Source organism: Cupriavidus sp. FW305-46 (assembly GCF_058787075.1).
On sequence record NZ_JBYSZI010000059.1, the window covers coordinates 1 to 25,397 of the forward strand.

Genomic DNA, 25,397 nt, shown 5'->3' on the forward strand with positions numbered 1-25,397 from the left:
CTCCACCACCTGCTCCCCGACCCCGTAAAGCACCTCACTCACCACCCCGTCCACCGGTGCGCTGATGGTGTGCTCCATCTTCATGGCCTCCATCACCAGCAACGGCGTGCCGCGCGTGACGGTGCTGCCAGCCTCGACCATCACCGCAATGACCTTCCCGGGCATCGGCGCGGTGAGCTTGCCGCCTTCGCTTTCGGTCTCGCCGGCATGGGCCAGCGGATCGAGCCAGGCCAGGCTCACATGCCGCCCGGCATAGAAGACGTGGAAGGTCTCGCCATCGGCATGCACCTGCCCGTGCGCGCGCCGGGTGCCGAGGTTGATGCGGATATCGTCGGCCTGGCAGGTGCAGGCAAAGGGCGCCGCCTGGTCCGCATAGATCAGCGTGCTGCCGCGCTCGTTGGTGCTCAGCATCACCTCCAGCACCTGCTCGCCATAGCCGAAGCGCAGCGTGCGCGACACGCCGCCGTTCAGCCGCCACGCGCCGCCATGGGTCCACGGCGAATGCTGGTCGGCGGCGTCGATGCGGCGCTCGCGGGCCTCGCGGTCGAACAGCGCCGCCACCGCCAGCGCGATGACTTCCAGGCCGACCGGCGCCGGCGGCGGGAACAGGACCTTCTCGTTGCGCTCGATCAGGCCGGTGTCGAGGTCCGCCGTGCGGAACGCCTGGGACGACACCAGCCGCTGCAGGAAGGCCACGTTGGTCGACAACCCCACCACGTGGTAGGCCGCCAGCGCCTGGCGCATGCGCGAGAGTGCCTCGTCGCGGTCCTTGCCCCAGACGATCAGCTTGGCGATCATCGGGTCGTAGAACGGGCTGATGGTGTCGCCCTCGCGCACGCCGGCGTCGATGCGGATGCCGGCCGGGCCGTGCACATCCTCACCGCGCATGAACTGCACCGCCGGCGGCGTGCGCAGGAAGCGCAGCGTGCCGGTGGACGGCAGGAACTGCTTGTCGGGGTTCTCGGCGTAGATGCGTGCTTCCAGGGCGTGGCCGTCGATGCGCAGCTGGTCCTGCGTGAGCGGCAGCGCTTCACCGGCGGCGACGCGCAGCTGCCATTCGACCAGGTCCTGCCCGGTGATCATCTCGGTGACGGGGTGCTCCACCTGCAGGCGCGTGTTCATCTCCATGAAGTAGAACGAACCGTCCTGGTTGGCGATGAACTCCACCGTACCGGCGCCGACATAGCCGACCGCCTTGGCCGCGGCCACCGCCGCTTCGCCCATGGCGCGGCGGCGCGCCTCGGTCATGCCTGGCGCGGGAGCTTCTTCCAGCACCTTCTGGTGGCGGCGCTGCACCGAGCAGTCGCGCTCGAACAGGTAGACGCAGTTGCCGTGGGTATCGGCAAACACCTGGATCTCGATATGGCGCGGGCGCGTCAGGTACTTCTCCACCAGCACCTTGTCATCGCCGAAGCTGGCGCTGGCCTCGCGCTTAACCGAAGCGAGCGCAGCCTCGAAGGCGTCGCCCGACTCGACCACGCGCATGCCCTTGCCGCCGCCGCCGGCGCTGGCCTTGAGCAGCACCGGGTAGCCGATGCGGTCGGCCTCGCGGCGCAGCAGCGCCGGACCCTGGTCCTCGCCGTGGTAGCCGGGCACCAGCGGCACCGCGGCCTTCTCCATCAATTGCTTGGCCGCGCTCTTGCTGCCCATCGCGCGGATGGCGGACGCCGGCGGGCCGATGAAGACCAGCCCCGCCGCGGCGCAGGCCTCGGCAAAGGCTTCGTTCTCGGACAGGAAGCCGTAGCCCGGGTGGATGGCCTGGGCGCCGGCTTCCTTCGCCATCTCGATGATGTGGTCGGCGCGCAGGTAGCTGTCGCGCGCGGCCGCGCCGCCGATATGCACGGCCTCGTCGCAGAAGGCGACGTGGCGCGCGTCGGCGTCGGCATCCGAGTACACCGCGACGGTGCGGATGCCGAGCCGGCGGCAGGTGGCGGCCACGCGGCAGGCGATTTCACCGCGGTTGGCGATCAGGATCTTGTTGAACATGGCTCCTCCTAGTTTTTCGACAGGACGGCGAGCCAGCTGACTACCGGTGGGCTTCCTTACCTCGTCATCCCGCGTAGCCCTCTGCGCGGATGTCGAGGCGGGCCAGCAGGGCGCGATCGCGGTCGGCCTGCGGGTTGCCGGTGGTCAGTAGCTTTTCGCCGTAAAAAATGGAATTGGCGCCGGCCATGAAGCACAGCGCCTGCAACGCTTCGTCCATGGCCTCGCGGCCGGCGGACAGGCGCACCATGGCGCGCGGCATGGTGATGCGTGCCACGGCAATGGTGCGGACGAACTCGAACGGGTCCAGCGCCTCGGTGCCCGCCAGCGGCGTGCCCTCGACCTGGACCAGGTTGTTGATGGGCACCGACTCCGGATACGGGTCCATATTCGCCAGCTGCGCGATCAGGCCGGCGCGCGCTTCGCGCGCCTCGCCCATGCCGACGATGCCGCCGCAGCAGACATTGATGCCGGCGTCGCGCACATGGCCGATGGTGTCGAGCCGGTCCTGGTAGGTGCGCGTGGTGATGATCTTGCCGTAGAACTCAGGCGAGGTATCCAGGTTGTGGTTGTAGTAGTCCAGCCCCGCCTCCTTGAGCTGCTGCGCCTGCTCGGCCTTGAGCATGCCGAGCGTGACGCAGGTCTCCAGGCCCATGGCCTTGACTTCGCGCACCATGTCCATCACCGGCTCCAGGTGGCGGTCCTTGGGGCTGCGCCAGGCGGCGCCCATGCAGAAGCGGGTGGCGCCATTGGCCTTGGCCGCGCGCGCGGCGTCCAGCACCTCGTCCAGCGCCATCAGCTTCTCGGCCTTCACGCCGGCATTGTGGTGCGCGCTCTGCGGGCAGTAGCCGCAATCCTCTTCGCAGCCGCCGGTCTTGATCGACAGCAGCGTGGACAGCTGCACGGTATTGGCGTCGAAGTGCTCGCGGTGCACTTGCTGGGCGCGGAACAGCAGGTCGTTGAACGGCAGCGCGAACAGCGCGGCAACGTCATCGACGCGCCACGCGGCGTCATCGGGCAGTGCGTGCGAGCGCGCGCTCTGGCGCAGGGAATCGACGGAAACGGTAGTAACGGTGGTAGCGGTGTGAGCTTGAGTCATGATCGATGCGAATTCTGGTTCAGGCAGCAAGGCCGGCGGCCTCGGCTTGGTATTGGGTAGCGGCGGCGAACAGCGGCGCAAGGTCGAGCCGGCCAGCTGCCGCGGCGGGCGCCAGTTGCCAGGGCAATTCACCCAGGCAAGGCGCGTCCAGCGACGCGTGCAGCGTGGCGATGTTCTCGTCGGCCAGCAGCATGTCCGGGTCGACCCGGTTGGCGATCCAGCCCGCCAGCGGCAGGCCGCGCGCGCGGATGGCTTCGGCGGTCAGCATGGCGTGGTTCAGGCAGCCGAGCCGGATGCCGACCACCATCACTACCGGGACCGCCAGCATCACCGCCAGGTCGGCGGTGTTCCAGCGCACCGCGCCTGCGTCGAGCGGCACGTTGAAGCCGCCCACGCCCTCAACCACCACCGCATCGGCCTGCCGGCGCAGCGCGTCGAAGGCGGCACGGACCGGCGCGCGCGTGATGCGCACGCCCTCGTGCGCGGCGGCCAGGTGCGGCGAGCACGGGGTGCGCAGCAGGAACGGGCAGGTCTGGCCCAGCGGCACCGCCACCGAGCTGGCGGCGCGCAGCTGCGCCACGTCGTCGTTGTGCCAATGGCCGTCGCGCCACTCACTGCCGCTGGCCACGGGCTTCATGCCCGCGGTGCGGTAGCCGGCGGCATGGAGCGCATGCAGCAGCGTGGCGCTGGCGTGGGTCTTGCCGATGCCGGTATCGGTGCCCGTGATAAAGCAGGCGAAAGGCGCACGCGTGCTCATGCGACCTCCCGCTGCGCCACGGCGGCGCTCAGGGCATCCAGCAGGCGCCGCACATCGTCTTCGGTGTGCGCGGCCGACAGCGTGATGCGCAGCCGCGCGGTGCCTTCCGGCACGGTCGGCGGCCGGATCGCGCCGACGCGGATGCCATCCGCCTCGAGCGTGGCCGACAGCGCCAGCGCGGCGCCATTGTCGCCGACGATCAGCGGCTGGATCGCGGTCTCGCTGTCGCCCAGCGTCCAGCCCGCGATGGCAGCCAGCTGGGCCAGCCCCTCGCGCAGCATGGCGATGCAGCGCGTCAGTTGCGCGCGGCGTTGCGTGCCCTCTTCTCCTTCGATGATCGCCAGGCTGGCCAGCAGCGCATGCGCGACTGCCGGCGGCGCGGCCGTGGTGTAGATATACGGCCGCGCGGTGTTGACCAGGTGTTCGATGATGGTCTCGTGCGCGGCAACGAAGGCGCCCGCCACGCCGGCGGCCTTGCCGAGCGTGCCGATATAGATCAGCCGCTCGGACGACAGCCCGAGCGCTTCCAGCACGCCGTGGCCCTGCTCGCCCAGCACGCCGAAGCCGTGGGCGTCATCGACGATGATCCAGGCGTCATGGCGCTCGGCCAGTTCCAGCAGCTTGCGCAGCGGCGCGACATTGCCGTCCATGCTGAACACGCTGTCGGTCACGATCAGCTTGCGCTCGCTGGTGCTGGCCGCCAGCAGCGCTTCCAGCGCGGCGGTGTCGCAATGCGGGTAGCGCTGCACGTCGGCGCGCGCGAGCCGCGCCCCATCGATCAGCGAGGCATGGTTGAGCGACTCGCAGAACAGCGTGGCGCCCGCCGTGCCCAGCGCGGTCAGCACCGCCATGTTGGCCATGTAGCCGGTGCAGAAATACAGCGTGCGCGCATGCGGGATATGCGGGGCGAGCCAGCGCGCCAGTTCCGCTTCCAGCTGCGTGTGCGCCAGCGAATGCCCGCTGACCAGGTGCGAGGCCCCGCTGCCCGCGCCATAGCGCTGCGCGCCTTCCACCAGCGCGGCGATCACATCCGGGTGGTTGGCCAGCCCCATGTAGTCGTTGCTGCAGAAGGTCAGCAGCGATTCCGGCTCGGACCCGTCTTCGCCCACGGCCTGATGCGGCGCGCAGGCAGTGTGGGCAACGCGGCGGCGGCGCGTCAGGGCCAGCGCGTGGCGCTGTTCGGCGGCCTGCCTCAGTTGTTCAAGCAGCATGGCGCACCTCCCCGCTCGTGGTCACATCGGTGGTTACATCGTCGAGCGTGGCCAGCATCTGCTCGCCCAGCCAGCGTGCCTGCGCGGCATCGAAGACGTAGGGCGGCATCACGTACACCGTATTGCCGATCGGACGCACCAGCAGCTCGCGCTCGCGCGCGGCGTGATGGAAGCGCGCGGCAAAGTCGGCGCCGGCGACGTCATCGCGCACATCGGCGGCCCAGATCAGCCCGCGCTGGCGCACGTGCCGCAGGCGCGCGTCGGCGGCCAGCGCGGCCATGCCGTCGGCAAGCCAGTGCGCGCGCTCGCGGTTGCGCGCGAGCACGTCGTCCTGCGCGAACAGGTCCAGCGTGGCCAGCGCGGCGCGGCAGGCCAGCGGGTTGCCGGTGTAGGAGTGCGAATGCAGGAAGCTGCGGGCCAGCTCGTCGGCGACGAAGGCGCGCTGGATCTCCGGGCGCGAAAGCACCAGCGACAGGGGCAGGTAGCCGCCGCTGATGCCCTTGGACAGGCACAGGAAGTCAGGCCACAGGTGCGCGGGCAGCGGCGCCTCCCCGGCGCGCGACTGTTCCCACGCGAAAAAGGTGCCGGTGCGCCCGCAGCCCACCGCGATCTCGTCGGCGATCAGGTGGATCCGGTAGCGGTCGCACAGTGCGCGCGCGCCATCCAGATACGACGGGTCGTACATTGCCATGCCGGCGGCGCCCTGCACCAGCGGCTCGACGATCAGCGCGGCGATCTGGCCGGCGCGCTCGCGCAGCAGGGTTTCCAGCTCCGCCAGGGCGCGGGCGGCCACGTCCGCAGCGCTCTCGCCGGGTGCGGCCTGGCGTGCGTCGGGCGACATCACCACGTGTGCGCGGCGGATCAGCGGATCATAGGCATCGCGGAACACTTCCACGTCGGTCACCGCGAGCGCGCCCACGGTCTCGCCGTGGTAGCCATGGCGCAGGCAGACGAACTCGCGCTTGGCCGGCAGGCCGGTATTGCGCCAGTAGTGGAAGCTCATCTTCAGCGCGATCTCGACCGCCGAAGCGCCGTCCGAAGCGTAGAAGACATTGCCGAGCGCGCCGCCGGTCAGCGCCGACAGGCGCTCGGCCAGCTCCACCGCCGGAGCGTGGGTGCAGCCGGCGAGCATCACGTGCTCAAGCGTTTCCAGCTGGCTGGCCAGCGCGGCGTTGATGCGCGGGTTGGCGTGGCCGAACAGGTTGACCCACCAGGAGCTGGTGGCGTCGAAATAGCGGCGGCCGTCGGCATCATGCAGCCACGGGCCAACGCCGCGCACGATCGCCAGCGGCACCGCGTCGTCGTCGGGGCGCAGCCGCGTGCATGGATGCCAGACGGCGTTGCGGCTGCGCTGGCCGAGTGCCTGCGCGTCGCTGCCTGGGGAAAGGGACAGGTGATCCAAGATAGCCCTCCTTTGTTGACCGTCCGCGCGCGCGCCGCTGCCGGCGAGGCCGGGCAGTGCGATGGTGGCGGACAGGTTGGGGAGGGTCATGTTAGGAAAGTCTTCTCGGGCTTGGCAACGAAGGCGATATTTTTACGTTAGCTGTGCTTTGACCGGATTTGCCGAACGTTATCGGGGTGAAGCGCCGTTCTTGTCGCTAGCGTGCCGCGATCTCCACGCAACCTGCCGGTGTCTTTTTTCACTGCGGCAGGCCGGATGTGTGACTCAAGCGGGGCGCCACGACGGCGAGCGCTTCTCCAGGAACGACTTCACCCCTTCACGCCCCTCTTCCGACGCCCGGATCTTCGCAATCCGGTCCGCGGTATCGGCCAGCAAGTCGTTGTCGATCACGCGCCCGGCGATGTCCTGCACCAGCCGCTTGCTTTCGCGCACGGCGTTCGGGCTGTTGGCCACCAGCGCGGTCGCCAGTTCAGCGACCTTGGCGTCCAGGGCCTCGGCCGGCACCACCGCATGCACAAAGCCCAGCCGCAGCGCCTCGGCGGCATCGAAACGCTCGGCGGTGATGAAGTAGCGGCGTGCGGCCTGCTCGCCCAGCGCGCGGATCACATACGGGCTGATGGTGGCGGGCAGCAGGCCCAGGCGCGCCTCGGACAGGCAGAAGTGCGCGTGCTCGGCGGCCACCGCGATATCGCAGGCGGCCACTAGGCCCATGCCGCCGGCGTAGGTGTCGCCCTGGATGCGCGCGATCACCGGGCGCGGGCACGACCAGATGGTGTGCAGCATCTGCGCCAGGGTCAGCGCATCGGCGCGATTCTGGTCGTCGGAATAGCCCGCCATCTTCTTCATCCAGTTCAGGTCGGCGCCGGCGCAGAAGGCCGGGCCGTTGCCGGCCAGCACGATGGCGCGCACCTCGTCCATGTCGCCCAGCGCGCGGAAGGCGCCGGTCAGCTCGGCGATCACGGTCTCGTTGAAGGCGTTGCGCACATCGGGCCGGTTCAGCGTGACGGTGGCGACGTGGCTGGCGATATTGACGGTCAGGGCGGTGAATTCCATGGTTCGCTCCGTTGGCGGATTAAGTTGTCTGGTGCGGTTCAGGTGCCGGCGTCGAACGGCAGCCCCAGCGAGCGGAAGAAGTTGCCGACTTCAGGCAACCACACCGGGATGCCTTCGCGTGCGCTGAAGACGCGATGCGAGTCGTTCCCGAACTCGCCCACGTCCACCAGCCGCGATCTGGCCGCGGGACCGGTGGCGCGCGCCTTGAAGGCGTTGAACATGCGGCCGGGCAAGGGCACCGGCCAGTAGCTGTCGTTGTCGCCGTACACCCACAGCGACGGGTAGCGCGCCAGGCCGCCATAGCTGGCAAAGGCATCGACCAGGCGCTCTTCCCAGTCCGGGCAGTTCAGGTTGCGCAGCCCGCCCGCGAAATTGACCACGCCCAGCACCCCCGGATAGCCGATGGTGCTGAACGCCATCGTGGTCAGGCCCCCGTGCGACTGGCCGATCACGACAATGCGGTCCATGTCCACATAGGGCTGCGTGGCCATGAAGTCGAGCGTGGCGACGACATCGTCGGCCTGCATCATGCCGTTGGTCTCGATGTCGCAGCTGCCGCCCACATAGGCGCCACCCGAGCGCGCAAAACCCTGCCGCATCGGCAGCACCACGGCGTAGCCGCGGCGCAGGAATTCCAGGCTCTGCGCCGGAAAGCGCGCGCGCCCCTGCATCGCGGGCCGGCCCGGCGCCTTGCCGTGGTTGATCACCACCAGCGGGAACGGCCCGTCGCCAGCCGGCTTGAATACCGTGGCCTCCAGGTCGATGCGCGACGGGATCGCCGCCTTGGGCAGCATCACCACCTGCTCCTGGAAGCGCATGCGCGGCGCAGGATTGCCGTTGCCGTTCTCGCTCTGCGCATGCCCGGACAGCGGCGCCAGCAAGGCAAGCGCCGTGACCAGGGCTGGGCTGCGAAGCAGGCGGGCGACGCTGCGCATGGGGTGGAAGGCGGTAATGGGGTCAGTAGCGGCGTGGCCGGGATTACATGCGGAACACGCCGAACTTCATCTCGTCGATCGGTGCGTTCAGGCTGGCGGAAAGACCCAGGCCCAGCACGGTGCGGGTCTGCGCCGGGTCGATCACGCCGTCGTCCCACAGCCGCGCGCTGGCGTAGTACGGATGGCCCTGGTGCTCGTACTGGTCGCGGATCGGCTGCTTGAACGCCTCTTCCTCCTGCGCGCTCCACTTGCCGCCCTTGCCTTCGATGCCGTCGCGGCGCACCGTGGCCAGCACGCTGGCGGCCTGCTCGCCGCCCATCACCGAGATGCGCGCGTTCGGCCACATCCACAGGAAGCGCGGCGAATAGGCGCGCCCGCACATGCCGTAGTTGCCGGCGCCGAACGAGCCGCCGATGATCACCGTGAACTTGGGCACCTGCGCGGTGGCGACCGCGGTCACCATCTTGGCGCCATTGCGGGCAATGCCTTCGTTCTCGTACTTGCGGCCCACCATGAAGCCGGTGATGTTCTGCAGGAACACCAGCGGGATCTTGCGCTGGCAGCACAGCTCGATAAAGTGCGCGCCCTTCAGGGCGGATTCGGAAAACAGGATGCCGTTGTTGGCGACGATGCCGACCGGGTAGCCCCAGATGCGCGCGAAGCCGCACACCAGCGTGGTGCCGTAGCGCGCCTTGAACTCGTCGAACTCGGAGCCGTCGACCAGGCGCGCGATCACCTCGCGCACGTCGTAGGGCTTGCGCGTGTCGGTGGGGATCACGCCGTACAGTTCTTCCACCGGGTAGAGCGGCTCGACCGGCTCGTGCAGGCGGATCTGGTCCGGCTTGCGGCGGTTCAGGTGCTGCACGATATTGCGCGCCAGGCTCAGCGCGTGATGGTCGTTCTGTGCAAAGTAGTCGGCCACGCCCGACAGGCGCGTATGCACGTCGGCGCCGCCCAGGTCCTCGGCGCTGACCTCCTCGCCGGTGGCGGCCTTCACCAGCGGCGGGCCGCCCAGGAAGATGGTGCCCTGGTTCTTGACGATGATGGACTCGTCGCTCATCGCCGGCACGTAGGCGCCGCCGGCGGTGCACGATCCCATCACCACCGCGATCTGCGGGATGCCCTGCTTGGACAGGTTGGCCTGGTTGTAGAAGATGCGGCCGAAGTGGTCGCGGTCGGGGAACACGTCGTCCTGGTTGGGCAGGTTGGCGCCGCCGGAATCCACCAGGTAGATGCACGGCAGGTTGTTCTCCTCGGCGATCTCCTGCGCGCGCACATGCTTCTTGACCGTCATCGGGTAGTAGGTGCCGCCCTTGACGGTGGCGTCATTGCAGACGATCACGCACTCCTGCCCGGCCACGCGGCCGATGCCGGTGATGATGCCCGCGCCCGGCGCGGCATCGTCGTACATGTCGTAGGCGGCCAGCTGCGACAGCTCCAGGAACGGCGTGCCGGGATCGAGCAGTTGCTGCACGCGCTCGCGCGGCAGCAGCTTGCCGCGTGACAGGTGCTTGTTGCGCGCGTCTTCGCCGCCGCCTTCGGCCAGCTTCGCGATCCTGGCCTTGAGGTCGGCCACCAGGGCCTGCATCGACTCGGCGTTGGCCTTGAAGGATTCGGAGCGGGCGTTGAGTTTGGTTTCCAGGGTGGGCATCTGTGTCTCTTCCTGCTTGATATTGGTTTTCGCCGTCCTGCCAGCGGCCGGGCTCAGCTTGCGTGCCTGGGCAGCGGGTGCCCCGGCATCAGGTCGTAGGGGTGCTTCCAGCCCGGCAGCGCACGGATGCGCTCGGCCCAGGCGTGGATATGCGGATACTCCTTGCGCCAGTGCACGCCGATCTCGTCGTCGAAGAAGACGTAGCCCGCCAGCGAGAAGTCCGCGATGGTGACGCGCTCGCCCAGCAGGAACGCTCGCCCGGCCAGGTGCGCATTGAGCACGTTCCACGCGCCTTCGCAGCGCGCGCGGAAGAACTCCAGCACGGCCGGGTCAGGCGACCTGGCAAAGGTGCGCATGAAACGGTAGGTGGCGGTGTAGGACGTGAACTTGTGGTTGTCGAACAGCAGCCAGCGCAGCACCTCGGCGCGCTCGGCCTCGTCGCGCGGGCCGTAGGCATCGAGGCGCGTGGCCAGCGTTTCCAGGATGGCACCGGACTGCGACAGGCGCTGGCCGCCGAACTCCAGTACCGGCACCTCGCCCATCACGTTGATGGCGCGGTATTCGGGCGTGCGGGTCTCGCCGTTGAAGAAATCGACGAAGCGCGGCTGCCACAGCTGCTGGCCGCGCTGCACGCCGACGGTTTCCAGCAGCAGCGCCACCTTGTAGGCATTGCCGGACTGGGCAAAGCAATACAGCAGGTACTCAGGCTCGTTCCGCTTCTCGATGCTCATGATGTCTCCCCGATCATGTCGCCATCCACATAGAGCCAGCGCGGTGCCTCGCCAGGCGCGCGCGGCTCGCGTACAAAGCGGCTGCGTTCGTGCAGCCGCATGGCGCGCCCGCCTACCTTGTAGCGCGCCACGAATTCCACTTCGGCATGCGCATCGTCCTGCTGCGCATGCGCCTTCACCGTGAGCCCGAGCCAGCGCGTGGCGGTATCCGGCAACAGGTCGGCCGGGCAGGTCGATGCATGCCAGGTCTGCCGCAGCCATTCCATGTCGTTCAGCACATAGGCGCTGTAGCGCGAGCGCATCAGCGCCTCGGCATTGGGCGGCAGTGCCTCGCCACGATGGAAGCGGCCGCAGCAGGCGGCATAGTCCGCGCTGCCACACGGGCACGGCACCGGTCCGGCCTTGGGCAGGCGGCCTGCCGCTTTCGCCGTCATCCCACCAGCTCCGGCAGGTCGCGCATATCGGTGAAGATGGTGCCCGCGCCGGCCTCGCGCAGCAGCGCGGCATCGTTGCGCTCGGCGTAGCCGAACACCGTCATGCCGGCGGCAACGCCCGCGGTCACGCCGGTCGGGCTGTCTTCCACCACGGCGCAGCGCCCCGGCTCAACGCCCATGGTGCGCGCGGCCAGCAGGTACACATCGGGCGCGGGCTTGCTGCGCGCCACTTCGGTGGCGGAGAAGATATGCTCGCGCTCATCCTGCTGGAACAGCTCGACCAGGCCGGTCCTGGTCAGCTGCAGCTTGACCTTGACGCGGTCCGCACCCGACGCCACGCACACCGGCATGCCGGTGGCGGCGATCTTGCCAATCGCCTCGCGCACATGGGCGACCGCGGCGACTTCCGCTTCCAGCACCGCATTGCGGCGCGCCAGCCAGGTCGACAGCCAGTTCTCGGGCAGCGGCGCGCCGCGCATGCGCTCGATCATCTCCAGCTCTTCGCGCACGGCGCGGCCGAGGAACAGGCGCGTGGAGTCTTCCAGCGAGATCTCGATGCCAAGCTCGTTCAGCATCTGGTTGAGCACGCGGTTGACGATGGGCTCGCTGTCGACGAGCACGCCGTCGCAGTCGAAGATCACGCAATCGAATCGGCCGGAATGGCCACGGGTTGCTGCAGTCATGCGGGTTTCTTTTCCTTGGTGTCCAGGCTCGGCACGGCCCGGAGTTCAGTCTGGCGGCGGCTCTTCAGGTGGGCCTCGACCTGGTCGAAGCGGTCGAAGCCCCAGAACGGCTCGCCGTCGATGATGACGAAGGGCGAGCCGAACACGCCCTTGGCCATCGCCACGTCGATCTCGGCCTTGAGCTGGTCCTTGATCTGGTAGCTGGTGGCGCCGGCATCCAGCGCCTGCACGTCCACGCCCAGCGGCTCGGCCAGCTTCATGATCTCGGCCGGCTCGGCGATATTGATGTCGTCGACGAACAGCGCGCGGTACACCGACTTGGCAAAGGCCGCGGCGATGTCGTCGCCGTGGTGGTTCTGCAGCCACAGCATGGCGCGCGCGGCGTGCGTGGTGGGCAGCGGGAAATGCGTGGGGCGCTTGTATTCGATGCCGTGGAAGCGCGCGGTGCGCTCGAAATCGCGCCACGAATAATCGCCCTTGAGCGGCAGCTGCGGCAGCGGCGAGGCGCCCGTGGTCTTGAACACCACGCCCAGCAGGATGGGATGCCAGGCGACGATGCGCCCGTACTTCTGCGCCAGGTCGTCGATGCGGGTACTGGCAAAGTAGCCGTAGGGCGAAGAGAAATCAAAGTAGAAGTCGATCGCTGCGGTCATGTCGGGGCCCTTCTTGTTGTGGTTGCCGGTACTGGGATCAGGGAAGCGTGCCGCCTTCGCGGCACACGCCCCATCGTACGCGCATCGCTAGGCCAGCGCGCGCGCGATCAGGATCTTCTGGATATCGCTGGTGCCCTCATAGATCTGGCATACGCGCACGTCGCGGTAGATGCGCTCCACCGGGAAGTCGCTGACGTAGCCGTAGCCGCCGAACACCTGGATCGCATCCGAGCACACCCGCTCTGCCATCTCGCTGGCAAAGAGCTTGGCCATGGCCGCTTCCTTCAGGCACGGGCGGCCGGCGTCGCGCAGTGCGGCGGCGTGCCACACCATCTGGCGCGCCACGTCGATGCGGGTGGCCATCTCGGCCAGGCGGAACTGCACCGCCTGATGCTGGAACAGCGGCTGGCCGAAGCTCTCGCGCTCCTTGGCATAGGCCAGCGCCGCCTCGAACGCCGCGCGCGCCATGCCGATGCTCTGCGAGGCGATGCCGATGCGCCCGCCTTCCAGTCCCGACAGCGCCATCTTGTAGCCGCCGCCCTCGTCGCCGAGCAGGTTGGCCGCCGGCACGCGGCAGTCCTCGAACAGGATCTGCGCGGTGTCCGACGAGTGCTGGCCGAGCTTGTCCTCCAGCCGCGCCACCACGTAGCCCGGGGTCGAAGTCGGCACGATGAAGGCGCTGATGCCGCGCTTGCCTGCGGCCTTGTCGGTCACGGCCAGCACGATCGCCACGTCGGCGTTCTGGCCGCTGGTGATGAACTGCTTGACGCCGTTGAGCACGTAGTGGTCGCCATCGCGTACCGCAGTGGTGCGCAGCGCCGACGCATCCGAGCCGACGTGCGGCTCGGTCAGGCAGAACGCGCCCAGCATCTCGCCGCGCGCCAGCGGCACCAGCCACTGCTGCTTCTGCGCCTCGCTGGCGAACGACATCAGCATGCTGCACACCGGGCAGTTGTTGACGCTGATGACGGTGGAGGTGCCGCCATCGCCGGCCGCGATCTCTTCCAGGATCAGCGCCAGCGACAGGTAGTCCAGTCCGGCGCCGCCATATTCCTCCGGAACCGCCACGCCGTAGGCACCCAGCGCCGCGAGTTCGCGGTGCACGTCCTTGGGGAAGGTCTTGTCGCGGTCCCACTGCGCGGCCTGCGGCGCGATCACTTCCTGCGCGAACTGGCGCACGGCGTCTCGGATCATTTCCTGTTCGGGGGTCAGCAGCATGTCGGTTCGATGCTCAGTGTGCGGGCGCGCTTACCAGGGGATGGGCGTGCCGTCGTAGTTGTGGAAGGTGCCGTTGTCGCGCCGCTTGACGCCGGCCAGCACCTGGCGCATGCCCTTGACGCTCTGCTGCACGGTCAGGTCGGCTTCCTGGCCGCCCATGTCGGTCTTGACCCAGCCCGGGTGCAGCGCGACGCAGGTGGCGTGGCGCGCATCGAGCGACACCGCGCGCAGCGCCGCATTGGCGCCGGCCTTGCTGACGCGGTACAGCCAGCTGGTGCTGTGCTCCATCGCGGTGATGCTGCCCATGCGCGAAGACAGCACCGCCAGCACGCCGCCGTGGCCGGACTGGCCCGCTTCGACATAGGGCAGCAGCAGCGGCAGCGCCATCATCGGGCCCAACACGTTGACATGCATCACCCGGTCGAATTCCTGCGGCGTGACCGGTTGCGCGCCTTCGGTGCGGGGTCCCAGCACGCCGGCGTTGTAGATCGCCACGTCGAGGGCTTCGCCGTCGAGCTTCCAGCCCAGGCCCGCGACCGCGCCGGCATCGGACAGGTCGACCTGATGGGCTTCGGCGCCCAGCGCCTGCAATGCGCCGACGCCTTCGGGCGTACGCGCCGCCGCAATGACGCGCCAGCCGTCGGCACGGTACTGGCGTACGAATTCAAGGCCGATGCCGCGCGAGGCACCGAGGATCAGGACGGTTGGCAAGGCTGTGCTCCTTTGTCGGGCTGGCCGGAGCGCGAAATGACTCGCCCGGCCACGGGTTCAGCAAACTGCCTCTGTCTTGCTCCCTCTCCCGCTTGCGGGAGAGGGGAGAAAACAAGCGGGAAGGAGCGCGTTACAGGATCTCGATCCCCACCGCAGTCGCCTCACCCCCACCGATACACAAGCTCGCCACCCCACGCTTGCCGCCGGTCTTGCGCAATGCGCCGATCAGCGTGGTCATGATGCGCGCGCCCGAAGCGCCGATCGGGTGCCCCAGTGCGCAGGCGCCACCATGGATATTGACCTTGTCGCGCGGGATCTTGAGGTCGTGCATGGCCGCCATCGGCACCACGGCGAAGGCCTCGTTGATCTCGAACAGGTCGACGCTGTCGGTGGTCCAGTCCAGCTTGCGGTACAGCTTGGAAATCGCTTCCACCGGCGCGGTGGTGAACCAGCCCGGCGCCTGCGCGTGGGTGGTGTGGCCGAGCATGCGCGCGATCGGCTGCAGGCCGAGCTGCTTCGCGGTGGAGGCGCGCATCATCACCAGCGCCGAGGCGCCGTCGTTGATGGACGACGACGAGGCCGCCGTGATGGTGCCGGCCTTGGCAAAGGCGGGCTTGAGCGAGGGGATCTTGTCGAGCTTGATGCGGCGCGGGCCTTCGTCGGTGTCGATCACGGTGTCGCCACCCCTGCCGGACACGGTCACCGGCGCGATCTCCCAGCGGAAGTCGCCGTTCTCGGTGGCCTGCTGGGCGCGGCGCACGCTTTCCATCGCGAATTCGTCCTGCTGCTCGCGCGTAAAGCCATACTTGGCGGCGCAGTCCTCGCCGAAGGTGCCCATGGCGCGGCCCTTGTCATACGCGTCTTCCAGGCCGTCCAGCATCATGTGGTCGTAGATCATGCCGTGGCCGATGCGGTAGCCGCCGCGGCCCTTCGGCACCAGGTACGGCGCATTGGTCATGCTCTCCATGCCGCCGGCAATGGCAACATCGAACGAGCCCGCGATCAGCCCGTCGTAGACGGTCATGGCCGCGCGCATGCCCGAGCCGCACATCTTGTTGACGGTGGTGCAGCCCACGCCCAGCGGCAGGCCCGCGCCCAGCGCGGCCTGGCGCGCCGGGGCCTGGCCCTGGCCGGCCGGCAGCACGCAGCCGAACACCACTTCTTCCACCTGCTCGGGCTTCAGGCCGGCGCGCTCGACGGCGGCGCGGATGGCCACGGCGCCCAGCTGCGGCGCGGTGACGCTGGCGAATTCGCCCTGGAACGCAGCCATCGGCGTGCGGGCGGCTGAAACGATGACGATCTCTTCCATGTCGGGTCTCCTGGATCGGTGTATGAAGAAGCGGTGTCGGGTGCGTCCGGTCAGCGGATCGACGCCTGCGGCGGGTCGCCGTACTGGCGGTAGGCCGCGGCCAGCTGCTCATGCAGTTCGTCGTTGTTGCTGGCGGCCATGCCCAGGTCGCGCAGCAGGCCGTCGGACACGCCGTAGACCCAGCCATGCACGGTCACGGCCTGGCCGCGGGTCCAGGCGTCCTGGATCACGGTGGTCTGGCAGACGTTGTTGACCTGCTCGATCACATTGAGCTCGCACAGCCGGGTATGGGCGTCGTCCTCGCGCAGCAGCGTGCCGAGATAGGCCTCGTGCTTGTCAGCCACGTCGCGCACATGGCGCAGCCAGTTGTCGGCCAGGCCGATGCGCTCGCGCTTGAGCGCGACCTTGACACCGCCGCAGCCGTAGTGGCCCACCACGGTGATATGGCGCACCTTGAGCACCTCTACCGCGAACTGGATCACCGACAGCGCGTTCAGGTCGCTGTGCGCGATCACGTTGGCGATATTGCGGTGGACGAACACCTCGCCCGGGGCCAGGCCCAGGATCTGGTTGGCCGGCACGCGCGAATCGGAGCAGCCGATCCACAGGTACTCGGGCGCCTGCTGGTTGGCCAGGCGCATGAAAAAGGTGGGGTCTTCGGCGTTGACCCGGTCAACCCACTCGCGGTTGTTGCGGAACAGCTGGGCGATGGCGTCAGTCATGCGACCCTCCTTGCGGGACCAGGATCGGCAACAGCGCCCTGCGCGCCGCCGGCTTCGCCGTAGCGGTAAATGAATCGCTCTGAACTGTGATAGGCAAAGAAGTCATGAACATGTCCGGCCAGCAGCCGGTCCTTATGGCTCTGCCACATGGCAGGTTCGAAAAAATCCGCATGATGGCGCAGGAACGCCGCGCGCACGCGCGTGTCGCCCAGCAGGAAGGTGCGGAAGGTCTCGGGAAAGATATCGTGCGGACGCACCGTGTACCAGACCTCGCCCGACATCTCCTCTTCCTCGTTGCGCGGCTGCGGCACGTGGCGGATGTTGCAGTCGGTCAGGTACTCGATCTCGTCGTAGTCGTAGAACACCACGCGCCCGTGGCGCGTGACGCCGAAGTTCTTGTACAGCATGTCTCCCGGGAAGATGTTCGCTGCGATCAGCTCCTTGACGGCGTTGCCGTATTCGATCACGCCGTGCTCGACCTGCTCGTCAGTGCCCTCCGTCAGGTAGATGTTCAGCGGCGTCATGCGGCGTTCGATATAGACGTGGCGCACCACGATCTCTTCGCCGCCGTCCTTGCCGCGCTGGTATTCGATCATCGACGGCGCGTGCTGCTCGAACTCGCGCACCAGCGCCTCGTCGAAGCGCGAGAGCGGGAAGGCCACGTCGGAGTACTCCAGCGTATCGGCCATGCGGCCGACGCGGTCGTGCTGCTTGACCAGCTGGTACTTGGACTTGACCAGCTCGCGCGTGGTTTCCTTGGGCGCCGGGAAAAAGTCCTTGATGACCTTGAACACGTAGGGGTACGACGGCAGCGTGAACACCAGCATCACCAGCCCGCGGATGCCGGGTGCAACGATGAACTTGTCCGACGAATGCTGCAGGTGGTGCAGGAAGTCGCGGTAGAACAGGTTCTTGCCCTGCTTCTGCAGGCCCAGCGAGGTATAGATCTCGGCGCGCGGCTTGCGCGGCATGATGTCGCGCAGGAAGGTCACGTAGGCCGACGGGATCTCCATGTCGACCATGAAATAGGAGTGCGTGAACGAGAACAGGATCAGCAGCTGTTCCTTCTTGAGCAGCACCGTGTCCAGCGCCAGCTTGCCGCCGGGGCCATGCACGATCGGGATCGCCAGCGGGAAAGTGCGGTCGCCGTTCAGGATACGGCCGATGATGAAGGCCGACTTGTTGCGGAAGAACAGCGACGACAGCGTATGTACCTGGAAATTCGGCGCGATGCGCAGGTCGCCGAAATGCTCGCTGACCGCTCGCACCACGTAGCCGATGTCGCGCTGCAGGTCCTCGAACGGGGACTCCAGCTGGAAGTTGTGCACGATACGCTCGAAGCACGCGGCCATACCCTCGCGGCTGCCCGGGTAGTAGGCGCGGAAGGTCGGGCGCGTGGGCGATTCCTCGTTCTCGATGTACTCGGTCGAGATCGCCGGGCGCACGAAGATGAAATCGTTGTTGAAGTACGAGCGGTGCAGGATGCGCGTGCAGACCGAATTGAAGAAGGTCTCGGCCAGCTCGGGCTGGTGGTGGTTGGTCAGGAGGCCGATGTAGTGCAGCTTGATCTGCTGCCAGATCTCGTCCTCGATGTTCTCGGCGTCGTACTCGTCTTCCAGGATCACGCTCGATTCGCGCACGCGCTCGTTGTAGAACGCAATGCGGTCGCGCTGGATCTGCTGCAGCCCGTGCCAGTCGCCGGCCTCGAACTTCAGCTTGGCCTGGTGGCTGACCTCGCGGAACAGGCGGTAATGCTTGTCGAACCCGTCGAGCATCGTTCTCGCCACATCGAAGGCAATCTGCGAGGAGAGCAGTTTGGGGAAGTGGGACATGGGTCGACGGGGGCCGGGGAGAAAGTGCGGCGAGAGGTCTTGCGACGGGTACTGAGATTGTAATGGGGTTCGGGCGGGGGCTCCGGGTGATTTCGGCGCCCCCCTTGCGCTTTATATGGTCTCGGCGAACAGCTCGCGGCCGATCAGCATGCGGCGGATTTCCGAGGTGCCGGCGCCGATCTCGTACAGCTTGGCGTCGCGCCACAGGCGGCCGGCCGGGTATTCGTTGATATAGCCGTTGCCGCCCAGGATCTGCACGGTCTCGCCCGCCATCCAGGTGGCCTTCTCGGCGGTGTACAGGATCACCGCGGCGCAGTCCTTGCGCACCTGGCGCACATGGCCGCTGCCCAGCGCGTCCAGGTTCTTGCCGACCGTGTACAGGTAGCTGCGCGCCGCCTGCAGCGTGGTGTACATATCGGCCACCTTGCCCTGGATCAGCTGGAATTCGCCGATGCTCTGGCCAAACTGCTTGCGGTCGTGGATATACGGGGTGACCACGTCCATGCACGCCTGCATGATCCCGACCGGTCCGCCGGACAGCACCGCGCGCTCATAGTCCAGCCCGCTCATCAGCACCTTGGCGCCGCCGTTCTCGGCGCCCAGGATGTTCTCGACCGGCACTTCCACGTCCTGGAACACCAGTTCGCCGGTGTGCGAGCCGCGCATGCCCAGCTTGTCCAGCTTCTGCGCCACCGAGAAGCCCTTCATGCCCTTCTCGACGATAAAGGCGGTCATGCCGCGCGCGCCCAGCTCGGGCTCGGTCTTGGCGTAGACCACCAGCACATCGCAGTCGGGGCCGTTGGTGATCCACATCTTGGTGCCGTTGAGCACGTAGCGGTCGCCCTTGAGCTCGGCGCGCAGCTTCATGCTGACCACGTCGGAGCCGGCATTGGGCTCACTCATGGCGAGCGCGCCGATCCATTCGCCCGAGACCAGCTTGGGCAGGTACCTGGCCTTCTGCGCGGCAGTACCGTTGCGGTGGATCTGGTTCACGCACAGATTGGAGTGCGCGCCGTAGGACAGGCCCACCGACGCCGAGGCGCGACTGATCTCTTCCATCGCGATCATGTGCGCCAGGTAGCCCATATTGGCGCCGCCGTATTCCTCGGCCACGGTGATGCCCAGCACGCCCAGGTCGCCCATCTTCTTCCAGGCGTCCATCGGGAACTGGTCGGTGCGGTCGATCTCGGCGGCGCGCGGGGCCAGCTCGGCCTGGGCCCAGTCGCGCACGGAGTTGCGCAGCATCTCGATGTCTTCGCCCAGATCGAATTTCAGGCCTGGCAGTTCGGTCATGATGGTCTCCTGTTTGGAATCGGTATGTGTGTCGGGTTCCGGATGGATGGCCGGAGCCGTCAGTTCAGACGTGGCCCAGAGTCTTGACCACGCACAGCGTCATCAGCATGGTGGCCACCTGCTTGCGGCGGCCGTCCTGCTCGACATAGACATCGCCCTGCGCCACGATCAGCGTGCGCCCGGGCTTGAGGACCCGCCCCACCGCCACCAGGCGTTCGCCCTGGGCGGGGGACAGCAGGTTGATCTTGTACTCGGCGGTCAGGCCCGCCTCATCTTCGCCCACCATGGTCAGCGCGGCGTAGCCGCAGGCGCTGTCGGCCAGCGCGCCCACCGCACCGCCGTGGAAGAAGCCGTGCTGCTGGGTCACGCCGTCGGACCACGGCATCGCCAGCTCGACCTCGCCGCGCTCCACCCGCCGCAGGGTCGCGCCAAAGGTGGCCATCAGCCCCTGGCGGGAAAAGCTGGTGGCGATGGCGTCGGCGCGCGCGGCGGACAGCGATCCTGGTTCAGCGGGTACGGCACTGGCGTTGGATGACGTCATGGCGGAGTTCCGGTGTGAAAACGTTGGGTCGCCGGCAGCAACAGGCTGCGCGCGCTGTCCGGGTATTCTATTGACGTTTACGTAAACGTCAATCCTATCCGGCACGGATGCCGGTGGAAGTGGCGCTTCAGGCGGCCGAGGTCCGGGCCGGCGCATCGCCGCCTTCCGTGGCCGGCTGCTGCTTGCCGGTCTGGGCGGCCAGCAAGGCCCTGCACTGGCGCTCATGCTGGTCGATCTCGGCCAGTTGTGCCTGCAGGTCTTCCATCTGCCGCTCCAGTGTGCGCCGGTGCGCCGCGAGCGAGTGCAGAAAGCGCTCCAGCTGCGGGGCTGTGTCGCGTGGTGACTCGTAGAGGTCAAGGATCTCACGGATCTCATTGAGAGTAAGCCCCAACCTCTTGCCGCGCAGCGTCAGCTTCAGCCGGGTCCGTTCACGGCCGTTGTAGACACGCTTGCGCCCGCCCGGCCCTTCGCGCTCCGGCGACAGCAGGCCCTGGTCCTCGTAGAAACGGATGGCCCGGGGCGTGATGTCGAATTCACGCGCAAGGTCGGTGATGGTGTAAGTGGCGGAAGCCGCCGCTGGCGTCGCTGACATAGCCTGCCCAAAGAAAGTGAACGGTCGTTCGTTGTGAAGTCAAGTTTTCGCTTAAGATGGAAACGAACCCGTATGATTGACGTTTACGTTAGCGTCAACCAGATCGGCTGGCAACCGGTGCTTGCACGCCCCTGCTCAATGCTTGGCGTGCCGGCAGAACGAGAAAGCCCGCGCCCCGCGCCAGGCTTCGACCACGAGACTCCTCATGAACGCACTCGAACACCAGCTCCAATACCCGTTCGGCGATACCATGCCCGAGCCCGGCTCCAAGCAGGAAGTCGCCCCCGGCGTCTACTGGCTGCGCATGCCGCTGCCGTTCGCGCTCGACCATATCAACCTGTGGCTGCTGCGCGACCGCCTGGACGGCCGCGACGGCTGGACCATCATCGACTGCGGCATCACCAACGACATCATCAAGGGCCACTGGGAAACCATCTTCGCCAATGAGCTGGAAGGCCTGCCAGTGGTGCGCGTGCTGGTGACGCACAGCCACCCCGACCATGTCGGCCTGGCGCACTGGCTGTGCAAGCGCTTCGGCGTGCGGCTGTGGATGAGCCTGGGCGACTACATGAGCGCGCGCGTGATGGGCAGCGGCACCGGTGCCGGCTCCAGCGCGGGCGGCGACGCCGCCGCCGCGCACTTCGCGCTGCACGGCCTGACCGATGCCGACAGCCAGGAAAAGCTGCGCGCGCGCAAGACCTACTACCCGTCGCTGGTGCCGGACCTGCCGGCGCAGTACCGCCGCATGATGGAGGGCGACACGGTGCGGATCGGCACCGATGCGGCGACCTCGGCCTGGCGCGTGATCACCGGCTTCGGCCATTCGCCCGAGCACGTGGCGCTGTACAACGCCGCCACCAATGTGCTGATCTCCGGCGACATGGTGCTGCCGCGCATCTCGACCAATGTCAGCGTGTTCGACATGGAGCCCGAAGGCAATTCGCTGCAGCTCTACCTGGATTCGCTCGGCAAGTACGAACCGCTGCCGCAGGACGTGCTGATCCTGCCCTCGCATGGCCGCCCCTTCCGCAACCTGCATACCCGCATCATGCAGCTGCGCGAGCACCATGCCGACCGCCTCGCCGAAACGCTCGAAGCCTGCGGCGAGAAGGCCTGCAGCGCGCACGACATCGTCAGCGTGATCTTCAAGCGCCAGTTCGACATCCACCAGATGACCTTCGCCATGGGCGAGTCGCTGGCCCACCTGCACTGCCTGTGGCACCGCGGCGAGCTGGCGCGGGAAACCGGCGACGACGGCGTGATCCGCTTCCGCGCGGCCTGACTGGCTTAGTTGGCGGCCGCCAGCGCCGCCAGGTAGCGCACCCCGTCGACGGCGCGGCTGCCATACCAGGACAGCATCTCGCCGTCGACCAGCAGCACCGGCTTGCCAAGCTGGCGCTCGAGCGCGTCGGCATGGTCTTCGGTGAAGCGGTAGGGCTCGGTCGACAGCAGCACCAGGTCGAGCTCGCGCACCAGCGCGTCGCTCCAGCGGAAGGCGGGATAGCGCTCGCCGGGCGCGTTGGGGCGGCTGCAGTCGCCGCCCGCGCAGGCCTGCAATGCGGCACTGCCCTCGGGCCAGGTGTGCCAGTTGGCCAATGCCAGCATGCGGCTGATATAGGTGTCGCGCGACACCGTCATCCACGGGTCCTGCCAGATCGCATACAGCACGCGGCGCGCCGGCCACGGGCGCACTCGGATCGCGTCCAGCTGCACCTGCAGCGCCATGCACAGCGCCTCGGCCTCGGCGTGGCAGCCGAAGATCCCGCCCAGCAGCTGGTACAGCCCCAGGTTGTCTTCCGGCGCGCACGGATGGGTGACGATGACATTGGGCACGAATGCGCGGATCTCGTCCACGGTCTCGCGCCGGTTCTCATCGATATTGACCACCACGTGCGTGGGCGCCAGCTCGCGCAGCCGCGCCACGTTCACGTCCTTGGTGCCGCCCACCTTGGGCACCGCGCGCACGGCCGGCTCCGGGTGGATGCAGAAGCCGGTGCGCGCCACCATCTGCCGGGCCATCCCGAGCGCGAACAGCAACTCCGTCACCGACGGCACCAGCGACGCGATCCGCACCACCCCGCTGGCGGCGGCATGCTGCTGGCCGATGGCGTCGCGCCACATGGTCAGGGCTCCTGCGGCGGGTCGGGGCGCCGCGGCTTGCGCGGCGCCCCCGCGGCCAGCGCATCGTAGAGCCAGCGCGGCATCACGTGCAGCAGCGCCGCCACCACGCCCATCGGCCACGGAATCACGCGGAACCGCCGTCCTGCCGCGATTACCCGCACGGCCTTGCGCGCGAACACGTCGGCATCGGTCAGGAACGGCATGCGGTACGGGTTGTGCGCGGTCATCGGCGTGCGGATATAGCCGGGCGCGATCGTGACCACGCGGATGCCGTGCGCGCGCTGCTCCAGCCGCAGGCTTTCCAGCAGCTTGATCACCGCCGACTTGGACGCGCTGTAGGCGCCCGCGCCCGGCAGCCCGCGCACGCCGGCGACGCTGGCAATGCCCACCAGCGTGCCGCGGCGCCCGAAGTGGCCGGGCTCGCGCGCCTGCATCGCATGCATGAACGGCTGGAAGGTGGTCAGCACGCCAAACCAGTTGGTATCCATCACCTGGCGGAAGGCGTCGAGGTCCTCGCGCTCGCTGGCGACGGTGCCGACCGAGACCCCGGCATTGGCGATCACCACGTCCGGGCAGCCGAAATGGCCGACGAAGTCTTCAGCGGCACGCGCCATGGCATCGGCATCGCGCACATCGGCGCCGTAGACGCGCACCGCGCCCGGGTTGGGCAGCGTGGCGACAAACTCGCGCAGCGCGTCCTCGCGGCGCGCCACCAGCCCGAGGATGGCGCCTTGCGACGCGTATTCGCGCGCGAGAGCCTGGCCCAGGCCGCTGGAGGCGCCGGTGAGGAAGACTTTGAGGGGACGCATGAAGGCAGGGTTGCAGTCTGAAATAAAAAACGGCTGGTACAGGATACCAGCCGTTTGGCTTGCTACAGGTGTTGGATAACCCTCGGCTTGCGAAGGTCGCCAGCAGATTACATCTTCTTCGCCTTAACCTGATCCACCAGGTAATCCATGGTCTGGATCGCGCCCTGCTTGTTGCCGGCAATCGACGGCGAGGTCACGTACTTGCCCTGCACCACCACGGTCGGCACGCCGTCGATCTTGTAGGCGTCGGCGATCTTGTTGGCGCGCTGCGAGTTGGTGGTCACCGTGAACGAGTTGTAGGCATCCAGGAAGGCCTTGCGGTCCACGCCGTTCTTGGCCATGAATTCGGCGATCTCGTTGGGGTCCGTCATGCGCTTGCGGTCCACGTGGATGGCGTTGAAGACCTTGTTGTGCATGGCGTCGAGCTTGCCGATGGCTTCCAGCGCATAGAAGATCTTGGTGTGCGGCAGCAGGTCGTCACGGAACGCGACCGGCACGCGCTTGAAGACCACGTTGCCGCCCTGCTTCTTGACCCAGGCTTCCAGGTCCGGCTCGAAATCGTAGCAGTGCGGGCAGCCGTACCAGAAGAACTCGGTCACCTCGATCTTGCCCGCGGCGACCGGCTGGGCCGCCTTCAGGACCTGGTATTCCTTGCCCTCGGCGGGCGCCGCCCGGGACGGGGCGGACATCAGCAGGCCGCCCACGGCGGCGAACATGGCGAACAGTGCGGCGAGTTTTTTCATCTTGGTGCGGCCTTGCGGTTGGACGATGAGCGTATGACAGCGGCGGCGGCGTCCGGTTCAGCGAAACGCCGGCTGCTTCTGGTGACAACGTGTTGCGGCGGTTACCGGCGATTACTGCCAGTGCCGCCGGACACGACCGGAATAACGCCTGACCCTGCGGTCCGGCTTACTGCTTGGTGAAGCGGATCACCGAGGCCTCGAAGCCGGACGACTGCAGCCGGTCGCGTGCCTTGTTCATGTCTTCGATGCGGTTGAACGGCCCCAGGCGCACCCGGTACATCTTGACGCCGTTGACATCGCGTTCGGTGATCCGGGCTTCGAAGCCCTGCATCGCCAGGTTGGCCTTCTGGCGGTCGGCGTCGTCCGACGAGCGGAACGCGCCCACCTGCAGCAGGTAGCCCACCTTGTTGGCATCGGCCTGGGCGATCTCGGCGATCGGGTCGGCCACCGGCTTCTCGGCCGGCTTGCTGGCGACAGGCTTGTCAGCCGGCTTCTCCACGGGCTTTTCCACCGGCTTCTCGGCCGGACGGGCGACGGCCACCGGGGGTTGCTGGCCGTTCTGGCCGTTCTGGCCATGCTGGCCGTTCTGCTTCGGTTCCGGCTCGGGCGCCTGGCCCACCGGCTTGGCCGGGGTCTTGCTCCACAGCGGCTTGTTGGGGTCGCTCGGGCCCTCGTCGGCGCGCTGGGCCGGCGGCGGCAGCTGGCTGGTGACATTGCCCGGCTCGCTCGGGCGCGGGGCACTCTTCTGCTGGAACGGGGTCGGCGACTTGGTGATGTACAGGGCGACCACCACGGCGATGGCCAGCCCGACGATCAGCCCGAGCACCAGGCCCAGGAACGTACCGCCGCGTTGCTGGTTGCGGCGGACATGGCGCGACTCGCGCTTGCGTTGCTGTTGCATGAAGTCCTCTTCG

General features: G+C 67.8%; 25 protein-coding genes. 1 reads left to right on the forward strand and 24 read right to left on the reverse strand.

Annotated elements, in window-relative coordinates; translation table 11 throughout:
- The 20 genes from AC3WON_RS24625 to AC3WON_RS24720 all read right to left on the reverse strand — a co-directional run.
- A partial coding sequence (locus AC3WON_RS24625; RefSeq protein WP_492352913.1) for an acetyl/propionyl/methylcrotonyl-CoA carboxylase subunit alpha occupies positions 1 to 1,986 on the reverse strand: 1,986 nt, incomplete at its 3' end.
- Between the two features lie 64 nt (positions 1,987 to 2,050).
- Entirely contained in the window at positions 2,051 to 3,082 is a 1,032-nt protein-coding gene (gene bioB, locus AC3WON_RS24630) for a biotin synthase BioB (RefSeq protein WP_492352914.1), read from the reverse strand.
- Positions 3,083 to 3,101: 19 nt separating this feature from the next.
- Entirely contained in the window at positions 3,102 to 3,839 is a 738-nt protein-coding gene (gene bioD / locus AC3WON_RS24635; RefSeq protein ID WP_492320743.1) for a dethiobiotin synthase, read from the reverse strand.
- The gene (bioF, locus tag AC3WON_RS24640; protein ID WP_492320744.1) at positions 3,836 to 5,050 is read right to left on the reverse strand and encodes an 8-amino-7-oxononanoate synthase; all 1,215 of its coding nucleotides are present in this window, start codon (positions 5,048 to 5,050) and stop codon (positions 3,836 to 3,838) included. The genes bioD and bioF overlap by 4 nt, the downstream gene beginning before the upstream one ends.
- Positions 5,040 to 6,452, reverse strand: a complete 1,413-nt coding sequence (gene bioA, locus AC3WON_RS24645; protein ID WP_492352915.1) for an adenosylmethionine--8-amino-7-oxononanoate transaminase — start codon at positions 6,450 to 6,452, stop codon at positions 5,040 to 5,042. The genes bioF and bioA overlap by 11 nt, the downstream gene beginning before the upstream one ends.
- A gap of 264 nt (positions 6,453 to 6,716) precedes the next feature.
- On the reverse strand, positions 6,717 to 7,505 hold the full coding sequence (locus AC3WON_RS24650) for an enoyl-CoA hydratase/isomerase family protein (protein ID WP_492320746.1): 789 nt from the start codon (positions 7,503 to 7,505) through the stop codon (positions 6,717 to 6,719).
- Positions 7,506 to 7,543: 38 nt separating this feature from the next.
- Positions 7,544 to 8,440: a dienelactone hydrolase family protein gene (locus AC3WON_RS24655; RefSeq protein ID WP_492352916.1), complete on the reverse strand. Its 897-nt coding sequence runs from the start codon at positions 8,438 to 8,440 to the stop codon at positions 7,544 to 7,546.
- Positions 8,441 to 8,483: 43 nt separating this feature from the next.
- A complete protein-coding gene (locus AC3WON_RS24660; protein WP_492320748.1) occupies positions 8,484 to 10,091 on the reverse strand; it encodes a carboxyl transferase domain-containing protein in 1,608 nt (535 codons plus the stop codon).
- A gap of 53 nt (positions 10,092 to 10,144) precedes the next feature.
- Positions 10,145 to 10,822: a glutathione S-transferase family protein gene (locus AC3WON_RS24665; protein WP_492352917.1), complete on the reverse strand. Its 678-nt coding sequence runs from the start codon at positions 10,820 to 10,822 to the stop codon at positions 10,145 to 10,147.
- Complete coding sequence (locus tag AC3WON_RS24670; RefSeq protein WP_010813263.1) at positions 10,819 to 11,256, reverse strand: YchJ family protein; 438 nt, start codon at positions 11,254 to 11,256, stop codon at positions 10,819 to 10,821. Before AC3WON_RS24670 ends, AC3WON_RS24665 begins: the two co-directional genes overlap by 4 nt.
- Positions 11,253 to 11,939 carry an HAD family hydrolase gene (locus tag AC3WON_RS24675; protein WP_492320750.1) on the reverse strand — a complete coding sequence of 229 codons (687 nt, stop codon included), beginning with the start codon at positions 11,937 to 11,939 and terminating at the stop codon, positions 11,253 to 11,255. Before AC3WON_RS24675 ends, AC3WON_RS24670 begins: the two co-directional genes overlap by 4 nt.
- Positions 11,936 to 12,592, reverse strand: a complete 657-nt coding sequence (locus AC3WON_RS24680; RefSeq protein ID WP_010813261.1) for a 2-hydroxychromene-2-carboxylate isomerase — start codon at positions 12,590 to 12,592, stop codon at positions 11,936 to 11,938. The genes AC3WON_RS24675 and AC3WON_RS24680 overlap by 4 nt, the downstream gene beginning before the upstream one ends.
- A gap of 87 nt (positions 12,593 to 12,679) precedes the next feature.
- Positions 12,680 to 13,810, reverse strand: a complete 1,131-nt coding sequence (locus AC3WON_RS24685) for an acyl-CoA dehydrogenase family protein (RefSeq protein ID WP_058698937.1) — start codon at positions 13,808 to 13,810, stop codon at positions 12,680 to 12,682.
- A gap of 30 nt (positions 13,811 to 13,840) precedes the next feature.
- On the reverse strand, positions 13,841 to 14,521 hold the full coding sequence (locus AC3WON_RS24690; protein ID WP_492320752.1) for an SDR family oxidoreductase: 681 nt from the start codon (positions 14,519 to 14,521) through the stop codon (positions 13,841 to 13,843).
- A gap of 130 nt (positions 14,522 to 14,651) precedes the next feature.
- On the reverse strand, positions 14,652 to 15,830 hold the full coding sequence (locus tag AC3WON_RS24695; protein ID WP_492352918.1) for an acetyl-CoA C-acetyltransferase: 1,179 nt from the start codon (positions 15,828 to 15,830) through the stop codon (positions 14,652 to 14,654).
- A 50-nt stretch (positions 15,831 to 15,880) separates the two neighbouring features.
- On the reverse strand, positions 15,881 to 16,552 hold the full coding sequence (can, locus tag AC3WON_RS24700; RefSeq protein ID WP_492320754.1) for a carbonate dehydratase: 672 nt from the start codon (positions 16,550 to 16,552) through the stop codon (positions 15,881 to 15,883).
- The gene (gene aceK, locus AC3WON_RS24705) at positions 16,549 to 18,384 is read right to left on the reverse strand and encodes a bifunctional isocitrate dehydrogenase kinase/phosphatase (RefSeq protein WP_492352919.1); all 1,836 of its coding nucleotides are present in this window, start codon (positions 18,382 to 18,384) and stop codon (positions 16,549 to 16,551) included. The genes can and aceK overlap by 4 nt, the downstream gene beginning before the upstream one ends.
- Before the next feature lie 111 nt (positions 18,385 to 18,495).
- A complete protein-coding gene (locus AC3WON_RS24710; protein ID WP_492352920.1) occupies positions 18,496 to 19,677 on the reverse strand; it encodes an isovaleryl-CoA dehydrogenase in 1,182 nt (393 codons plus the stop codon).
- A 64-nt stretch (positions 19,678 to 19,741) separates the two neighbouring features.
- The gene (locus tag AC3WON_RS24715) at positions 19,742 to 20,218 is read right to left on the reverse strand and encodes a PaaI family thioesterase (protein WP_492352921.1); all 477 of its coding nucleotides are present in this window, start codon (positions 20,216 to 20,218) and stop codon (positions 19,742 to 19,744) included.
- A gap of 127 nt (positions 20,219 to 20,345) precedes the next feature.
- Positions 20,346 to 20,810, reverse strand: coding sequence for a MerR family transcriptional regulator (locus AC3WON_RS24720; RefSeq protein WP_492320758.1), 465 nt, complete (start codon positions 20,808 to 20,810; stop codon positions 20,346 to 20,348).
- A 205-nt stretch (positions 20,811 to 21,015) separates the two neighbouring features.
- Here AC3WON_RS24720 and AC3WON_RS24725 point away from each other — a divergent pair, with 205 nt between their 5' ends.
- Positions 21,016 to 22,092, forward strand: a complete 1,077-nt coding sequence (locus AC3WON_RS24725) for an MBL fold metallo-hydrolase (protein WP_492320759.1) — start codon at positions 21,016 to 21,018, stop codon at positions 22,090 to 22,092.
- 5 nt (positions 22,093 to 22,097) lie between these two features.
- On the opposite strand, the gene AC3WON_RS24730 is transcribed toward AC3WON_RS24725, so the two are convergent.
- The 4 genes from AC3WON_RS24730 to AC3WON_RS24745 form a co-directional block, all read right to left on the reverse strand.
- Complete coding sequence (locus tag AC3WON_RS24730) at positions 22,098 to 22,931, reverse strand: helical backbone metal receptor (RefSeq protein WP_492352922.1); 834 nt, start codon at positions 22,929 to 22,931, stop codon at positions 22,098 to 22,100.
- A 2-nt stretch (positions 22,932 to 22,933) separates the two neighbouring features.
- Positions 22,934 to 23,740 (reverse strand): SDR family oxidoreductase, encoded by an 807-nt coding sequence (locus AC3WON_RS24735; protein ID WP_492344970.1) that lies wholly within the window; start codon positions 23,738 to 23,740, stop codon positions 22,934 to 22,936.
- 107 nt (positions 23,741 to 23,847) lie between these two features.
- Complete coding sequence (locus tag AC3WON_RS24740) at positions 23,848 to 24,483, reverse strand: thiol:disulfide interchange protein DsbA/DsbL (protein ID WP_492352923.1); 636 nt, start codon at positions 24,481 to 24,483, stop codon at positions 23,848 to 23,850.
- Between the two features lie 166 nt (positions 24,484 to 24,649).
- Positions 24,650 to 25,384, reverse strand: a complete 735-nt coding sequence (locus tag AC3WON_RS24745; RefSeq protein ID WP_492320763.1) for an SPOR domain-containing protein — start codon at positions 25,382 to 25,384, stop codon at positions 24,650 to 24,652.
- Between the last annotated feature and the right edge of the window lie 13 nt (positions 25,385 to 25,397).

Excerpts from the sequence above, each read along its gene's own strand:
- AC3WON_RS24655 (WP_492352916.1), bottom strand. The coding sequence starts at position 8,440 with ATGCGCAGCGTCGCCCGCCTGCTTCGCAGCCCAGCCCTGGTCACGGCG.
- AC3WON_RS24725 (WP_492320759.1), top strand. The coding sequence starts at position 21,016 with ATGAACGCACTCGAACACCAGCTCCAATACCCGTTCGGCGATACCATG.
- AC3WON_RS24720 (WP_492320758.1), bottom strand. The coding sequence starts at position 20,810 with ATGTCAGCGACGCCAGCGGCGGCTTCCGCCACTTACACCATCACCGAC.
- AC3WON_RS24680 (WP_010813261.1), bottom strand. The coding sequence starts at position 12,592 with ATGACCGCAGCGATCGACTTCTACTTTGATTTCTCTTCGCCCTACGGC.
- AC3WON_RS24710 (WP_492352920.1), bottom strand. The coding sequence starts at position 19,677 with ATGACCGAACTGCCAGGCCTGAAATTCGATCTGGGCGAAGACATCGAG.
- AC3WON_RS24715 (WP_492352921.1), bottom strand. The coding sequence starts at position 20,218 with ATGACGTCATCCAACGCCAGTGCCGTACCCGCTGAACCAGGATCGCTG.
- AC3WON_RS24745 (WP_492320763.1), bottom strand. The coding sequence starts at position 25,384 with ATGCAACAGCAACGCAAGCGCGAGTCGCGCCATGTCCGCCGCAACCAG.
- AC3WON_RS24670 (WP_010813263.1), bottom strand. The coding sequence starts at position 11,256 with ATGACGGCGAAAGCGGCAGGCCGCCTGCCCAAGGCCGGACCGGTGCCG.
- bioF (WP_492320744.1), bottom strand. The coding sequence starts at position 5,050 with ATGCTGCTTGAACAACTGAGGCAGGCCGCCGAACAGCGCCACGCGCTG.
- AC3WON_RS24665 (WP_492352917.1), bottom strand. The coding sequence starts at position 10,822 with ATGAGCATCGAGAAGCGGAACGAGCCTGAGTACCTGCTGTATTGCTTT.
- bioD (WP_492320743.1), bottom strand. The coding sequence starts at position 3,839 with ATGAGCACGCGTGCGCCTTTCGCCTGCTTTATCACGGGCACCGATACC.
- aceK (WP_492352919.1), bottom strand. The coding sequence starts at position 18,384 with ATGTCCCACTTCCCCAAACTGCTCTCCTCGCAGATTGCCTTCGATGTG.
- AC3WON_RS24660 (WP_492320748.1), bottom strand. The coding sequence starts at position 10,091 with ATGCCCACCCTGGAAACCAAACTCAACGCCCGCTCCGAATCCTTCAAG.
- AC3WON_RS24675 (WP_492320750.1), bottom strand. The coding sequence starts at position 11,939 with ATGACTGCAGCAACCCGTGGCCATTCCGGCCGATTCGATTGCGTGATC.
- AC3WON_RS24695 (WP_492352918.1), bottom strand. The coding sequence starts at position 15,830 with ATGGAAGAGATCGTCATCGTTTCAGCCGCCCGCACGCCGATGGCTGCG.
- AC3WON_RS24730 (WP_492352922.1), bottom strand. The coding sequence starts at position 22,931 with ATGTGGCGCGACGCCATCGGCCAGCAGCATGCCGCCGCCAGCGGGGTG.
- AC3WON_RS24685 (WP_058698937.1), bottom strand. The coding sequence starts at position 13,810 with ATGCTGCTGACCCCCGAACAGGAAATGATCCGAGACGCCGTGCGCCAG.
- bioB (WP_492352914.1), bottom strand. The coding sequence starts at position 3,082 with ATGACTCAAGCTCACACCGCTACCACCGTTACTACCGTTTCCGTCGAT.
- AC3WON_RS24650 (WP_492320746.1), bottom strand. The coding sequence starts at position 7,505 with ATGGAATTCACCGCCCTGACCGTCAATATCGCCAGCCACGTCGCCACC.
- AC3WON_RS24740 (WP_492352923.1), bottom strand. The coding sequence starts at position 24,483 with ATGAAAAAACTCGCCGCACTGTTCGCCATGTTCGCCGCCGTGGGCGGC.
- AC3WON_RS24735 (WP_492344970.1), bottom strand. The coding sequence starts at position 23,740 with ATGCGTCCCCTCAAAGTCTTCCTCACCGGCGCCTCCAGCGGCCTGGGC.
- can (WP_492320754.1), bottom strand. The coding sequence starts at position 16,552 with ATGACTGACGCCATCGCCCAGCTGTTCCGCAACAACCGCGAGTGGGTT.